Here is a 15,188-nt window from a genome sequence, read left to right on the forward strand (position 1 = left end):
GCACCCCAGGTACATTAACAAGTACTATTGTCCCCTGAAAACCTTGGCTACATTACTTTTCTATGAAGTGTTAATTTGAACCCTACCAGGCTTTATGCCATATATGAGCGCATCGAACAATTCATCCCAACCTTCGAGCATCCAGGACAGGAATACCCGTGTAATCACCTTCCATAGGTACGTTCGGACGCCCCTCGCTCGCTCCTTCAGCGCCTTTTTGAATTCCGGGCTGGCCATTTCCTGGATTTGATCAACCATGAAGGCCAGGAACGTCAGGTAAGCCAGGTTGGTTGCCAGGTGCTGCTTCCCGTGACCATAGTTGTGTTCAAGGCTGTAGCCTTGGTTTTTCAGGGTGTTAAACGTTTGGTTCTCGATGTGCCAGCGGCAACGACCTCCTCTCATGACAGCTTCAACGGTATCTTTGGTTAACTCAATATCTGTGACCCAGCACCAGGTGTGGCGTTTGCCTTCACTGTCTGTCTCCACGTAATCAAGGACATTGACATTTTGGGTCAACTTGGAGGCATTCAGCGGTACATCATTAGCGAAACGAAACCAGTGCCTGGTTCCTTGCTCTTCATCAATGATTTTATGATAACTGAGCTGTTCCTGGTCACACAGCGCATCCATCGCCTCGATAAGGGATTTGTGGTTGCCATCTTTAGCCACAATGATGAAGTGCCAGCCATAGCTCTTGATCAACTCAATAGTAGGATTGTCAGCAAAAAGCCCATCCAGGAGTATGACCAGTTTTAAATGAGGGTGCTCTCTCTTGACGTGCGCCAGGTAGCGCTTGATGGCATTCTGTTCGCAGTCATTCTTGTTGTCGCCGTCCTGTTGAACAATCGCCTCTGGGGCAAAGGGCATGACGACTTTTTGATCCGGGTGAACAATACAGCCGCCCAATAAGTTGTGGTAGTAAGCTTCATTGGGTTTCCCCTTGTTTTTTACACAACACTCTTGGCATCGGCATTTACCTGAGTAGAAGAGGCCGGTGCCATCAACCGGCATCAGGTACCAGTCTTTCAAGTCACCACACTGGTACTCGAAGGCTTTAAGAAGCTTGTTACGCTGAATCAGGGAGAATAACTTCTTGAAGGGCTTGCGAAACTGTGCAGGCTCAATGGGATCAAGCACTTCTCTCATGCGTGTATCACAGGGTACTTTCTGATCTTGGACGTGATACATAGTCGCCAGGTTATGAAGAATAACCGGGTCGGCACGGTCAGAGTCAAAGGTCAGAAGGGAATCGTACTTCTGATGCATCATGGCAAAAGCGGATTTTGCAAAGTTGGGAAAGGGAATCCCATTAGGGCAATGGTTAGGCCGGTGATCTGGAATCTCATCAAGGCACTTGCAAACCTGATCGATTAGGTTTGCTGCGTTAAGGTGTTTGCTGACTTTGGGCATGGCTGTGATCACAAAAGTACGACAGTGTTTTCATGCCTTCAATATAGAGCTAAAAAGTCTGCGAAGTGTTTTTTTTTGAGTGCGCTGGAGGCTATGCGGCTCAAAGGCTTAAAAAAACAGCGGGAATTGCTGCACCTTCTCAATCCGCTACACCTGTAAGTCCTGGTGCACAGGCAGATGAATCGCAGGAAAACCTGGAGTATGCCGTGAATGTATTTGCCCAGGCAGCAACTAATATCCCTGAAAATTTTGTCATGCCCCCTGATGCACTTTTTCAGACAGTGGCACTGTTGCTGTTACATGTGGGCGCTGACGGTGCGAACGAGCAATTGAGTCAAATTTATCTGGGAGAGGATTGTTCTGAGCAATCCGGTGCAACAGCGTCAGGTGCAACAGCGTCAGGTGCAACAGCGTCAGGTGCAGCAGCCCGTGGACGGCGCACATACTCTGCTACGTATGACGTGTTCGCAGCCAGGCCACTTGAGCCTCTGGCAGTTTATAAACAGAGAGTGTTACAAATAATCGACGATATTCGTAGCAATGGCGACTACACCTATGCTGAAGGTCCAAAAAGGTTGGCTCAGGAGTTCAACAAACAATTTTTCCAGTTAACTCGTGGCATGATTCGAGATTATTGCAACCGAAACCCTCACCACTTAGATGCATCCGTAGAGCTCTTGAGTAGTTTTTACTTAATAGGGCTGTGGAGGAAGTCTGTTGAGACCCACAGGGCCCACGGTGCAAATATATTTTGCTTACCCAGAGATCAAGCAGACGCTGTACAAAGAATCATGTTCAAAAAAACTAATCAGTCTCAATACGCTCATCTCAATGACTGGCAAGCGTTTACTTTTCCCTACCAGGAAGATCATGAAATAATTTTGGTACAACCTCCTGAAGGAATACCACCTTATGCATTAAGGACAGAAATATTAAGGGTATTATTATCATCATTAGACGCCGAAGAATCTTTTCCATCCAGCTCAACCGTAACTTCTGAACTTCCATTCCCTGATGTTGATATAAACACTGACCAGAACGAAGCGTTAAGTCGATCAGGTTCAGGCTTACTTGCTGCGGTTACCAGCGACCTGAGTTCAGGTGCTATGCCAGCAGTACCTGTTCGTATGAGTATGTTCAGCAAACAAGCAGCCCCGAGCGCAGCTTCAACACGCGCTGGCTCCAAGAGAACACATGAGGGAAATACAATACCATCAATTCGCTTTGATCGACCCGTGATTTATATATTGCGTCATAAAATAAAAAATAGAATCATCTATATTGGGCAGATACTTTTCCCCGGAGATGACTCTTCGGAATCGAGTACCGACTAGCCGGGACAACTATCTTGGAAAACACCGTGGGCACTCATCAGAAAACTGTCCTATATTGACTCCGAACTTCACGTTCGGTTGATCATCCCCACAGGTCAACGATTCGGTAGACAAGGAAGCTATTCCAAAAACAACCCTTAAATCAAGAAAATAAGGTACAGATGTGGTTTTACCTGATAAATTTTCCGATTCAGTCTGCTGGTACAAGAGCGCCCTGGTGTTAGTCTCTCTGCTCTGTTTGCTGTTGCAACCCTCACAACTTCTGGCTGTAACTTGTGATAAATGCGGCCTTTTTTACGATGAAAACGACTACACATCCTGCCCATGGCAGAACTGTTATTTAGCAGAAGAGTATCGCGTCTCCCTACCTGTAACCTGTGGCGAATGCGGCCTTGCTTACGATCGGGAAGACTTTGCATCCTGTCCAGCACCGTCGTGTAGTCAGGATGATGAGGATGAGCTCTCGCAACATGGCTCATCACCTTCTCAGGCGTCACCAACAGCAAACCATGACTCAAACTCTAATGCAGAGTCGGATGAATCATCGATTAATCTGGAGTTTGCCATAAATGTATTTAGCCATGCAGCACCCAGAATTCCTGAAAATTTTGTTTTTTCTCCTGATAGCCTTTTTCAGACACTGGCACTGATATTGTTAAATTCGGGTACTGAGGGTGTGACAGAGCAACTGAGTCAAATTTCTTCGGAAGAAGATTATTCTCAGCCACCCGGTGCCACAGCATCAAACGCAACCATCTTTGGACAAGACATAAGCCGCATTGCCAATGGCTTGCTCACAGCCAGTCAAATTGAACCTCTGGGAATTTACAAAGAGAGACTTAAACAAATAAACGACAATATTCGTAGTAATGCCAAACCCACCAACGCCAGGCCTATAAAAAACTTAGCCCATATGCTCAACGGACTATTTTGTCAATTAACCACTACTTTCGTTGAAAGTTATTGCAACTCTGATGACTGGCCCTCATATTTACGCCTGGATCTCATAGCTTCTTTTTACTTCATAGGGCTATGGGAAAAATCTTTTAACACCCAGAATGCCATTTTGTTTACCTTACCCATTCAACAGGCGGCTGCTTTAGACGAAATCATGAAAGGAACCATTAATCCTTCCCAACATGCTCATTACAATGATTGGGAGGCAGTTACCTTTCCCTATGAGGCCGATGAAGAAATAGTTTTGATTTTACCTCCGGCAGGGGTAGAGCCTTCTGAGATAAGTTCAGAAATAATAACGGCATTATTTTCATCACTAGACTCCGAAGAATCCTTTTCACCCAGTTCAACGATGACTGATGAACTGCCATTCTCTAACATCGATACCAGCACTGACTTTAGCGAAACCTTAAGTCGGCCAGCTTCAGGATTAGCTGCTGTTTTTATGAGCGAACTAAGTTCAGAAGTTATGCTACCTATACCTGCTCCTATGAACCTGTTTAGTAAACAGGAAACCCCGAGGGCAGCTTTAACAAAAGCGGGATCCAAGAGAACACATAAGGGAGATATAATAAAACCAATCCCACTTAATCGACCGCTTATTTATGTATTGCGTAATCAGATAACAAATAGAATCTTCTTCATTGGACAGATACTTCATCCCTGGGGCTCAGTAGACAGGTAGGTTATTCCAGGAAAACCTCTTAAATTAAGACAATAAGGTGCAGTTGTGGTTTTACTCAGTAGATCTTCCGATTCAGCCTGCCAGTACAAGGTCGTTCTGATGCTTGTCTCTCTACTCTGCTTCCTGCTGTTACCTTCACAACTGCTGGCTGTGAAGTGTAAGAAATGCGGCCTTACTTGCTCCCAGGCAGCCCCCACTGTAAATCCTGATGCACAGAGCAATGAATCGCTGAGAAACCTGGAGTTTGCCATCAATGTATTTGCCTTTGCCGCACGCAGTATTTCTGACTCTGACAATTTTGTCATCTCACCTGATAGCCTTTTTCAGACCGTATCACTGTTACTGATACATGCCGGCCCTGATGGTGCCGCCGAGCAATTGCGTCAAATTTATGGGGAAGGGGAACATGCTGAGCCAACCGATGCAGCAGCATCAGGCACAACCGCCTGTGGGCAGTGCCAACACCCTGTTGCGAATGGCATGCTGGCAGCCAATCCACTTGATCCGGTGATGATTTACAGGGATAGACTTATGCAAACAGACGACGATACCTCTGGTAACGTCAACTTCATTAACCGTGGACCTTTACCCACCTTAGCCCAACAGCTCAACAGTCTGTTTTGCCAATTAACTAATGGTATGGTTCAACATTATTGCAACCCCAACAACTGGCCCACATCGACATCCATACAATTCCTAATCTCTAACTACTTTATAGGGCTCCGGGAAAAGTCTTTAAGGACCGAAAGTGCCGCTTTATTTATGCTACCTCCTGATCAAGCCGTCGCTTTGAATCGAATTATAGATGGAGAAGTCCAACCCTCCCAACACGCTCAACACAGTAGTTGGGAAGCCTTTAGCTTTCCCTTCAGGAATAATCATGAAATGATTTTGATTTTACCCCCGGAAGGGTTATCGCTTTATTTGGTGGGAGTGGAAATAATAATGGCACTGATTTCATCATTAGACTCCGAAGAGTCCTTTTCATACCCTTCAACGATCACTCCCGGACTTCTACCCCTCAACATTGATACAAATCTTCCACCCCTCAACATTGATACAAATACTGACTTGAGCGAAACGTTAAGTCGACCGGGTTCAGGTTTACTTTCCGTTGTTACCAGCGATCTGAGTTCAGGTGCTATGCCAGCCGCACCGACTCTTATGAATGTGATAAGTGAACAAATAGCCTCGAGCGCACCTTTAAGACTCACTGGCTCTAAGAGAACACATGAGGAAGATATCATACCATCAATCCGATTTGATCGACCCTTGATTTATATATTGCGAGATAAAATAACAAGAAGAATCAAGTTTATTGGCAGATACTACATGCCCCGAACTTAAAGAGATTTAAGCAGGTTTAGTTTTTTTTGGGCACTAATCAGGAAACTGACCTATATTAAATCCCGGAATTCATATTCGGCTGACCGTTCGGCAAGGGAGCGACTCAGTAAACAGGGAGGTTATTCATAGATAAACCCTAAAATTCAGAAAAGGTACAAACGTGTTTTTACCGAGTAAATCTTACGATTCAGTCTGCCATCACAGATCCGTTTTGGCATTCGTCTCTTTGATCTTTTGCCTGTTGCTACCCTCAGAGCTTTTGGCTGCACAATGTCCAAAATGCCGCGTGGATTACAGTGATCATTTCCATAATGACGTTTCCAAACCCTGCGTGAATTGTCAAATAAAAGGAATAGAACCTAAAAAAGAAAAACCTAAAAAAGAAAAACCTAAAAAAGAAAAACTTAAAAAAGATTGGGAGAAGCCTTGTAGCAAATGCGGCATTAAGTACGATCATAATCACTTTGGATCTTGCCCGATCTCGAGCTGTGGTGAAGAAAATCCTTCTTATGAATCTTCTTATGAATCTTCTGATGATGCTTCTGATGATTCTTCTGATGATGATTTTGAATATGCTAGAAGGCCTTCCCAAGCAGCAACAACCAATCCTTATTCAAGCCTTGGTGCACAGGCGGTCGAACCCCAGGGAACTCTGGCGCTTGCCGTCAATATCTTTAGCCAGGCAGCACAACAAATTTCTGGAAATTTTGTGATATCCCCCGATGGCCTTTTTCAGACACTGGCACTGCTACTCTTGGGGGCTGATGGTGATACCGAGCAAATGCTTCAAAACTGTCTGGGAGAAGATTATTCTGAGCCAGACGGCGCAACGGCATCAGGCGCAACAGCATCAGGTACAACAGCATCAGGTACAACAACCTGTGCACAGGACGAATACTGTGTTGCGAATTGCTTGCTCGTATCCAGTAACATTCAGCTTCAGGAAACCTATCAAGAGAGGCTTAAACAGATAAATGCCGATACTCTTAGTGTTAACTTCTCCAGTCACATATCGTTACAAATCGTCGCCCAGGCGCTCAACAAGCAGTTTTGTGAATTAACTCATGGTATGGTTGAACAATTTTGCAATGCCAGCGACTGGCAGTCCGATACAACCCTGGCACTCATAAGCTCTGTTTACTTCAAGGGGTTGTGGGAAAAGTCCTTGAAGAAACGACCCGAAGGATATGTCTTTTTTTTACCTGATGGTGAAATAGTCAATTTAGAAAGATTTATGGATGGAGAAATTACTTCTTCCCAATACGCTGATTACAATAATTGGCAAGCAGTAACCCTTCCCTATCAGGGAGATCACGAAATGGTTCTGATTTTGCCTCCTGATGGGACAATGCCCCATGAGGTAACGCCAGAAATAATAGCGGTATTATTTTCAGTATTAGACTCCCAGGAATCATGCGCATCAGATTCAAAGGCGGATGTTGGACTTCCACCCTTTAAAGTTTGTTCCCGTACTGATCTGGCTAAAATTTTAAGTGCAACAAATTCGCGTTTAAGTTCTCTTTTTACAACACCGCTCAGTTTAGGCGCTATGTTAACTGACCCTGTATCTTTTAATACAAATATAAATAAACTTGATCAAAACTGTGTCATCGAGGTTGATGAAGAAGGGACCCGAGCTGCAGCCGTCACACACATGACTGGTCTGAGATGTGCGAGTAAGAGAAAATCCATCCAATTCAGACGACCATTTCTTTATATATTGCGTGAAAGAGGAACCGGAAGAATCAAGTTCATAGGGCAAATACTTGATCCCCGAGATTTGGGAGCAGGCACTTCAGGGTCGTGAACCCACTCATGATAACGGGGGGGGGGAGACTGACTCCCTCTCCCTCTCGTCGCAAGCGGCAGTAAATAGAATTTTAAGAGATTTAAGCGGATTCAGATTTTTTTTGGGTACTGACCAGAAAACTTACCTATATTAGATTCCGGGATTTTTATCCAGCTGACCGTACCGCGGGGTAACGGCTCAGTAAGCAGGGAGGTTTTTCATTGGTTAAACTCTAAAGTCGAGAAAAAGGTACACACGTGTTTTTACTCAGTAAGTCTTACGATTCAGTCTGCCATCACAGATCCGTTTTGGCATTCGTCTCTTTGATCTTTTTCCTGTTGCTACCCTCAGAGCTTCTGGCTGCACGATGTCCAAAATGCCGCGTGGATTACAGTGATCGTTTACATAATGACGCATCCAAACCCTGCGTGAATTGTCAAAATAAAGAAAAACTTGAAGAAGATTGGGATGAGCCTTGTAGCAAATGCGGCTTTATTTACGACCATAATACCTTTTCATCCTGCCCGATGAGCTCCTGTTATGTAAAAAAATCTTCTGATGATTCTTCTGATGATTTTTTTGATGAAGATTTTCAATATACTACAAGACCTTCCCAAGCAGCAGCAACAGCCAATCCTTATTCAAGCCCTGGTGCACAGGCGGTCGAACCCCAGGGAACTCTGACGCTTGCCGTCAATATCTTTAGCCAGGCAGCACAACAAATTTCTGGAAATTTTGTGATATCCCCCGATGGCCTTTTTCAGACACTGGCACTGCTACTCTTGGGGGCTGATGGTGATACCGAGCAAATGCTTCAAAACTGTCTGGGAGAAGATTATTCTGAGCCAGACGGCGCAACGGCATCAGGCGCAACAGCATCAGGTACAACAACCTGTGCACAGGACGAATACTGTGTTGCGAATTGCTTGCTCGTATCCAGTAACATTCAGCTTCAGGAAACCTATCAAGAGAGGCTTAAACAGATAAATGCCGATACTCTTAGTGTTAACTTCTCCAGTCACATATCGTTACAAATCGTCGCCCAGGCGCTCAACAAGCAGTTTTGTAAATTAACCCATGGTATGGTTGAACAATTTTGCAATGCCAGCGACTGGCAGTCCGATACAACCCTGGCACTCATAAGTTCTGTTTACTTCAAGGGGTTGTGGAAAGAGCGTTTGAAGGCCCGAGACAAAGGTATCTTTTTTTTGCCCGGTGGTGAAAGAGTCGTTTTAGAAAAATTTATGCATGGAGAAATTACTTCTTCCCAATACGCTGATTACAATAATTGGCAAGCAGTAACCCTTCCCTATCAAGGAGATCACGAAATGGTTCTGATTTTGCCTCCTGATGGAACAATGCCCCATAAGATAACGCCAGAAATAATAGCGGTATTATTTTCAGTATTAGACTCTCTTGAATCATCTTCATCAGATTCAAGGGCGGATGTTGGACTTCCACCCTTTAAAGTTTGTTCCCGTACTGATCTGGCTAAAACTTTAAGTGCAACAAATTCGCGTTTAAGTTCTCTTTTTACAACACCGCTCAGTTTAGGCGCTATGTTAACTGACCCTGTATCTTTTAATACAAATATAAATAAACTTGATCAAAATTGTGCCATCGAGGTTGATGAAGAAGGGACCCGAGCTGCAGCCGTCACACACATGACTGCTCTGAGAGCATTTTCGGAGGAGAGAAAATCTATCCAATTCATACGACCATTTCTTTATATATTGCGTGAAAGAGGAACCGGAAGAATCAAGTTCATAGGGCAAATACTTGATCCCCGGGATTTAGGAGCAGGCACTTCAGGATCGTGAACCCACTCACGATAACGGGAGGGGGAGGCTGACTCCCTCTCCCTCTCGTCGCAAACGGCAGTAAATAGAGTTTTAAGAGATTTAAGCGGATTCAAATTTTTTTGGGTACTGACCAGAAAACTTACCTATATTAGATTCCGGGATTTTTATCCAGCTGGCCGTACCGCAGGGTAATGGCTCAGTGTGCAGGGAGGTTATTCATTGGTTAAACTCTAAAATTCCGAAAAAGGTACACCCGTGTTTTTACTCAGTAAATCTTACCATTCAGCCTGCCATCACAGACCCGTCCTGACATTAGTCTCCCTGCTCTTTTTCCTGCTACTACCCTCAGAACTTCTGGCTGCACGATGTCCAAAATGCGGCAAGAATTACGCTGATAGTTTCTATTATTACCAATACAAACCCTGCCCTCTATGTCGAATAGAAGCTGATGATTCTCTGGATGATTCTTCTGATGATGATTCTTTGGATGCTTCTTTAGATGGTTATGCTGCTGACTCTTCTGGTGAATCTTCTGATTTCTCTTCTGGTGACTCTACTGATTCTTCTGATGACGCTTCTGATGAGGACCTTCAAAATACCGCAAGGCCTTCCCAAGCGTCGGCAACAGCCAATCCTGATTCAAGCGCTGGTGCACAGGTGGACGAATCCCAGGGAACTCTGGCACTTGCCGTCAATATCTTTAGCCAGGCAGCACGGCGCATTCCTAAAAATTTTTTGATGTCTCCTGATGGCCTTTTTCAGACATTGGCGCTGTTACTCATGGGGGCTGATGGTGCAACCAAGGCATTGCTTGAAAGCTGCCTGGGAGAAGATTACTCTGAGCCAGACGGTGCAAAAGCGTCAGACGCAACAGTATCAGGAGCAACAGCCTGTGCACAGGACGAATACTGTATTGCCAATTGCTTGCTCGCATCCCGTCAAGTTGAACTTCAGGAAACCTATAAAGACCTATTTAAACAGGCAAATGACAATATCAGGGATAACATCAACTTCGCCAATCAGGCGTCGTTACAAATCCTCGCCGCGGATCTCAACAGACGGTTTTGTGAATTAACCCATGGCATGGTTAAAAAATTTTGCAATGCCCGCGACTGGCAGCCCAATACCATCATAGCGCTCATCAATTCTGTTTACTTCAAGGGGTTGTGGGAACGCGCTTTTGAGGCCCGGGCTGGAGGAGGTGTTTTTACTTTGTCCGATGGTGAAATAGTCCATATAGACAGATATATGAAGGGAAAAATTAAATCTTCCCAATACGCTCATTACAATCATTGGCAAGCAGTCACCGTTCCTTACCAGGGAGATCACGAAATGGTTCTGGTTTTGCCTCCTGAAGGAACAATGCCCCACGAGGTATCGCCAGAAATAATAACGGCATTATTTTCATTATTAGCCCCCCGGGAATTAGACTCATCAGATACGATATCGCTTGGACTTCCACCCTTTAAAGTTTATTCGGCCACTGATCTGGCTAACATTTTAAGTACATCAAATTTACCTTTAAATGCTCTTTTTACAACACCGCTCAGTTTAGGATCTATGTTAACTGACCCTGTACCTGTTGATATAAATATACTTAATCAACATTGTGCTATGGAGGTTGATGAAAAAGGAACCCAGGCAGCAGCCGTAACACAGATATCTTGTTCCAGATCAATGGAAAGGGCGGGAAGATCCATCCAGTTTACACGACCATTTGTTTATATATTGCGTAATACAAAAACAGGAAGAATCACCTTCATCGGGCAGATACTTGATCCTCGAAACCTGGGAGCAGGCACTTCAGGGTCGTAACCTCGTTAGTCGTAGTCTTCGATCATCTCTTTGGTCAGCCCGGGAACTCCCTCCGTCACCGTGCTGACCTGCAAGGTTGGCAGATGCAAACCGAAATCGCACTGAGAAAAACCAAAAAAAACCTTTAAAAACACGGTACTAATCGAATAGTATTACGCCCGAATACATAAGAACCTAAAGATATAACAATAACTACAAGCCTGGATTGCCTCCCCGATTACGGCGGTGGCAGTCCCTTACCTCAAGGAGCACAAAGCATGTCTGTTCTGAAAAAAATGGGTATGATCACCTTAGGCGCGGGTCTGGCTGCGGTCACTTCTTCCGCTTCTGCCGCCACCCCTGAACAGCAGTTCGTAACCATCGGCACTGGTGGTGTAACCGGTGTCTACTACCCTACGGGTGGCGCTATCTGCCGCCTGGTTAACAAAGATCGTAAAGACCATGGTATCCGCTGCTCCGTAGAAAGCACCGGTGGCTCTGTATACAACCTGAACACCATCCGCTCCGGCGAACTGGACATGGGTATCGTTCAGTCTGACTGGCAGTACCACGCTTACGAAGGTTCCAGTGCTGAGTTCAAGGATCGGGGGGCTGATAAAAAACTGCGTGCCGTTTTCTCTGTTCACCCTGAAGCGTTCACCGTTGTTGCCCGTAAAGATGCCAACATCGTTAACTTTGAAGACCTGAAGGGCAAGCGTGTCAACATCGGCAACCCTGGCTCCGGCGCGCGTGGCACTATGGAGCAGCTGATGGACGTTTACGGCTGGAGCAAGGCCACCTTCTCCCTGACTTCCGAGCTGAAATCTTCCGAGCAGGCCAAAGCCCTGTGCGACAACAAGGTTGATGCGTTTGTCTTCACCGTCGGTCACCCAAGTGGCACCCTGAAAGAAGCCACCTCTTCCTGTGACACCGTTCTGGTTAACGTAACCGGACCGGAAGTTGAGAAGCTGATTGCAGATAATCCTTACTATCGCTCTGCCACTATTCCCGGCGGCATGTACCAGGGTAACAACAAAGACACTACAACCTTCGGTGTCGCAGCGACTTTCGTATCTTCTTCTGATATCAATGACGAAGCGATTTATAACATCACCAAGTCCGTGTTTGAAAACCTGGAAACCTTCAAGAAACTGCACCCCGCCTTCGCCAACCTGAAGAAAGAAGAGATGATAAGCGACGGCCTGTCCGCTCCTCTGCACAGTGGCGCCAAAAAGTACTACGAAGAAGCGGGCCTGCTGAGCAGCAAATAAGCCGTTCACGTCAATGACTGCGATCAGTTTTTCTGATCAACACTCAGTCTGCGCCAGACAGGATAGTTTAATGCTGTCCTGTCCTGTTTTTCCCAGATCAATGTTTTTGTTTGTGCACAGCATTTGTGCGACAAGGTCGTTTTATCCGCACAGGACGTGTCATTTGCCAGGAAGTATTTTTTATGGAAGCCGTAGTAACCTCTCAGGAAAAAGAGGCACAGGCTCTGGTCCAGCAATCTGACCAGGGAGCCAGATCCCCTGCAGGACTGGCAGGCCGTCTCGTTATTGCCATTACACTCTGCTGGTCTCTGTTCCAGCTCTGGTACGCTTCACCACTGCCGTTTATTTTCAAAACAGGTATTTTCAACGACACTCAGGCACGGGCCATTCATCTCGCCTTTGCCCTGCTGTTAACGTTTCTGGCTTTTCCTGCCAGAAAGCTGTCTCCAAGAGACCGGATTCCCGCCCTGGACTGGATTCTGGCGATAGCCGCCAGCCTCAGTGCCGCCTACCTTTATCTTTTCAGTACTGAGCTGGCAAGACGCGCCGGCGCTCCCACCACCATGGATCTGATCACCGCCGCTACCGGCATGATCCTGTTACTGGAAGCCACCCGTCGTGCACTGGGCCCACCCTTGATGGTTGTGGCCATTGTCTTCCTGACCTACACCTTTGCTGGTCCTTACATGCCCGATGTTATCGCTCATAAAGGTGCCAGCCTGAACAAAGCATTGTCCCACTTCTGGATTACCACAGAAGGGGTATTCGGTGTGGCCATTGGCGTTTCTACCAACTTTGTATTCCTGTTCGTATTGTTCGGCGCCATGCTGGAGCGAGCCGGTGCAGGTAACTACTTTATACAGGTCGCTTTCTCACTGCTTGGTCATTTGAAAGGTGGGCCCGCCAAAGCTGCTGTGGTTTCTTCAGGACTCAGTGGCGTCGTTTCTGGCTCTTCCATTGCCAACGTTGTCACGACCGGCACCTTTACCATTCCATTGATGAAACGTGTTGGCTTTCCAGCCCATAAAGCAGGTGCCATTGAAGTGGCCGCTTCCACCAATGGCCAGCTGACACCGCCTATCATGGGTGCTGCGGCATTCCTGATGGTGGAATATGTAGGCATTTCTTACCTGGAAGTAATCCGTGCGGCACTACTGCCAGCACTGATTTCCTATATTGCCCTGTTCTACATTGTGCACCTCGAAGCAGTCAAAGCAGGCATGGAAGGCCTGCCAAGAAGACGAACCAGAACCGCTGCCCGGGCATTAATGTCTTTTACCGGCACCTTTGCCGGACTCTGCACCCTGGGAGCCGCAGTCTATTACGGTATAGGTTGGACCCGGCAATATATGGGCGACTTTGCGCCAGTCATTATCACAGGCGCTCTGCTGGTCAGCTATTTTCTGCTGGTCAAGCTGGCATCAAGGCAACCTGACCTGCCTGAAGACTCAGAAGCGACCCTGACTCAAACACCTGAACCTGCCCCAACCCTGAAACGCGGTCTTTACTTCCTGCTGCCTCTGGTTGTTCTGCTCTGGTGCCTGACGGTTGAACGCTTTTCGCCCGGTCTGTCAGCCTTCTACTCAACGGTAGTGATGATTGTTATCACTCTGACGCATAAAAGCATGATCCAGTGGTTCAGGAAACACGACATCGATAAAGGTGAAGGCTTCCGTGATTTGCTGGACGGTCTTTCCTCCGGAGCCAGAAACATGATCGGTATCGGCGTGGCCACAGCGACAGCGGGAATTGTGGTAGGGGCTGTAACCCTGACGGGGATTGGCCTGGTGATGACCGAATTTGTTGAGTGGGTATCTGGCGGCAATATCATCATCATGCTGATTTTTACCGCCATTATCTGCCTGATTCTGGGTATGGGCCTGCCTACCACAGCCAACTATATTGTCGTCTCCACACTGATGGCTCCGGTTATCGTGACCCTGGGTGCACAGTCTGGCCTGATCGTTCCGCTGATCGCCGTTCATCTTTTCGTGTTCTATTTCGGCATATTGGCAGACGACACTCCCCCGGTAGGCCTGGCTGCCTTTGCGGCTTCAGCCATTGCCCAGTCTGACCCGATCAAAACCGGTATTCAGGGCTTCACCTACGACATCCGTACAGCGGTTCTGCCGTTTATGTTTATCTTTAATACTGAGCTGCTACTGATTGGCGTAGAAAGTCCACTGCAACTGGCCATGATCGTTGTCAGTGCGGTTATTGCCATGCTGGTGTTTGCCACAGCGACTCAGGGATACTGGCTGACCAAAACCCGCTGGTATGAAACAGCAGCCCTGTTGCTGATCGCATTTACGCTGTTCCGCCCGGGTTTCTTCTGGGATCGCATCTTCCCGGCTTACGAAACCTTTAAAGGCACCGAGATTGTCCAGGGTATAGAAACACTGCCTGAAGACAGCGAAGCGCGTATTTGGGTTTCCGGTGAAAATCTGGACGGCAAAATCATCAGCAAACTGGCCATCCTGCCTGCAGGCAGCCTGAACGAAGGCACGGAAAGACTTAGAGAAATGGGTCTTGAAGTGATCGAGAACGAAAACAGACTGATCGTAGACATGGTAGGCTTTGACAGCCCTGCTGAAAAAGCCGGTATCGACTTTGACTGGCAGCTTGATAAGCTGGAAGCACCTGCGGATCGCCTGCCCAGGGAGATCATCTGGATTCCTGCCCTGCTGCTGCTGGGAGTCATCTTTCTGGGACAGAGAAAGCGCCGTAACCAACAGGTTTCTTAAGCGTTTCTCTCATTCGGGTAGAGCCGATCTCTACCCGAATGCTCCCTGAGCTGAG

9 protein-coding genes are annotated in these 15,188 nt (G+C 46.7%); 8 read left to right on the forward strand and 1 reads right to left on the reverse strand.

Translation table 11 applies throughout. From position 1 onward, the window contains the following. Positions 1-60: 60 nt before the first annotated feature. Positions 61-1,410: a transposase gene (locus K7B67_RS11525; RefSeq protein ID WP_252178095.1), complete on the reverse strand. Its 1,350-nt coding sequence runs from the start codon at positions 1,408-1,410 to the stop codon at positions 61-63. A 65-nt stretch (positions 1,411-1,475) separates the two neighbouring features. Between K7B67_RS11525 and K7B67_RS11530 the strand changes: the two genes are divergently transcribed. From K7B67_RS11530 to K7B67_RS11565, 8 genes are all read left to right on the forward strand, one after another. Continuing rightward, entirely contained in the window at positions 1,476-2,744 is a 1,269-nt protein-coding gene (locus tag K7B67_RS11530) for a serpin family protein (protein ID WP_252180478.1), read from the forward strand. Between the two features lie 163 nt (positions 2,745-2,907). After that, positions 2,908-4,386, forward strand: a complete 1,479-nt coding sequence (locus K7B67_RS11535) for a serpin family protein (protein ID WP_252180479.1) — start codon at positions 2,908-2,910, stop codon at positions 4,384-4,386. 99 nt (positions 4,387-4,485) lie between these two features. Next, entirely contained in the window at positions 4,486-5,733 is a 1,248-nt protein-coding gene (locus K7B67_RS11540) for a serpin family protein (protein WP_252180480.1), read from the forward strand. 286 nt (positions 5,734-6,019) lie between these two features. Then, entirely contained in the window at positions 6,020-7,540 is a 1,521-nt protein-coding gene (locus tag K7B67_RS11545; protein ID WP_252180481.1) for a serpin family protein, read from the forward strand. Positions 7,541-7,905: 365 nt separating this feature from the next. Further along, entirely contained in the window at positions 7,906-9,342 is a 1,437-nt protein-coding gene (locus K7B67_RS11550; RefSeq protein ID WP_252180482.1) for a serpin family protein, read from the forward strand. Positions 9,343-9,579: 237 nt separating this feature from the next. After that, positions 9,580-11,139, forward strand: a complete 1,560-nt coding sequence (locus K7B67_RS11555) for a serpin family protein (RefSeq protein ID WP_252180483.1) — start codon at positions 9,580-9,582, stop codon at positions 11,137-11,139. A 257-nt stretch (positions 11,140-11,396) separates the two neighbouring features. Further along, positions 11,397-12,389 carry a TAXI family TRAP transporter solute-binding subunit gene (locus tag K7B67_RS11560; protein WP_252180484.1) on the forward strand — a complete coding sequence of 331 codons (993 nt, stop codon included), beginning with the start codon at positions 11,397-11,399 and terminating at the stop codon, positions 12,387-12,389. A gap of 182 nt (positions 12,390-12,571) precedes the next feature. Continuing rightward, positions 12,572-15,133: a TRAP transporter permease gene (locus tag K7B67_RS11565; protein ID WP_252180485.1), complete on the forward strand. Its 2,562-nt coding sequence runs from the start codon at positions 12,572-12,574 to the stop codon at positions 15,131-15,133. The last annotated feature ends 55 nt before the right edge of the window (positions 15,134-15,188 follow it).

The organism is Endozoicomonas sp. 4G (assembly GCF_023822025.1).
Taxonomy (GTDB): Bacteria; Pseudomonadota; Gammaproteobacteria; order Pseudomonadales; family Endozoicomonadaceae; genus Endozoicomonas_A.